Source organism: Corynebacterium sp. UMB9976 (assembly GCF_030212265.1).
Lineage (GTDB): Bacteria > Actinomycetota > Actinomycetes > Mycobacteriales > Mycobacteriaceae > Corynebacterium.
In genome coordinates, this window is the sequence record NZ_JASODY010000050.1 from 1 (window position 1) to 973 (window position 973).

A 973-nucleotide genomic window follows, 5' to 3' on the forward strand; every position below is an offset into this window, starting at 1 on the left:
CTAGGGCGTGTCTCTTATATGCGTAACCAGACCAGAATCGCCGCAAGCACCACTCCCGCGCGATACGTGACCGCGAGCTTGTCATAACGCGTCGCAAGCCCGCGCCACTGCTTCATCAACCCAAAGGCCCGCTCGACCACGTTGCGGTCTTTGTACAGCTCCGCATCAAACCCGGGCGGTCGCCCGCCAGCACGACCCTTACGCTTCCTGGCAGCGATCTCATTAGACTTCTCCGGAATCACCGCGGCGATGCCGCGCTCACGCAGATACGCGCGGTTCACCCGTGACGTGTACCCGCGATCAGCAAGCAACGCATCAGGGCGCGTCCGCGCCTGCCCGCACCCAATTCTCGGGACCCGAATATCGCCGAGGACTTCCTGCAACATCGCGCCATCATGGCGTTGCCCGCCCGTCACCACAATCGACAGCGGCCGGCCATGCCCCTCGACAGCAAAATGTACCTTCGTGCTCAACCCTCCGCGTGATCTCCCGATCCCGTGACCTGCCGGTTCAATCTCGCATAACGGCAGATTCTTGTAATTCGATAGAGCCCCCTGTGTCCTGATCAGGGCGCGGCAGGTTCGTACCGTGCTGATGAGCACGGTTGATCGTCGCGTCGATTGACACGTTCCAGTCAATGTCGCCCACTGCATCGGCCTCGGCGAGGATGTGCGCGAATACGCGGTCCCAGGTGCCGTCGGTTGCGTAGCGGCGATGCCGCTTCCACACCGTCTGCCAGGGACCATACCGGTCGGGGAGATCTCGCCACGGGATTCCGGTGCGGTACCGGTAGATGATGCCCTCTACAACGCGGCGGCTATCACCAAACGGGCGGCCTTTACGGCCCTCATTCGTTGGCAGAAGTGGTTCAACTCGCTCCCACTGTGCATTCGTGAACTGCGTAAATCTAGACCGTTGTGACACACCTCAATCATGCTCGAGCACAGGCCCACAATTAGGAGACACGCCCTAG

At 61.2% G+C, this 973-nt stretch carries 1 pseudogene; it reads right to left on the reverse strand.

The annotated features are described in order from the left end of the window. Positions 1-14: 14 nt before the first annotated feature. Positions 15-924, reverse strand: a pseudogene (locus tag QP140_RS09735) (IS5 family transposase). Between the last annotated feature and the right edge of the window lie 49 nt (positions 925-973).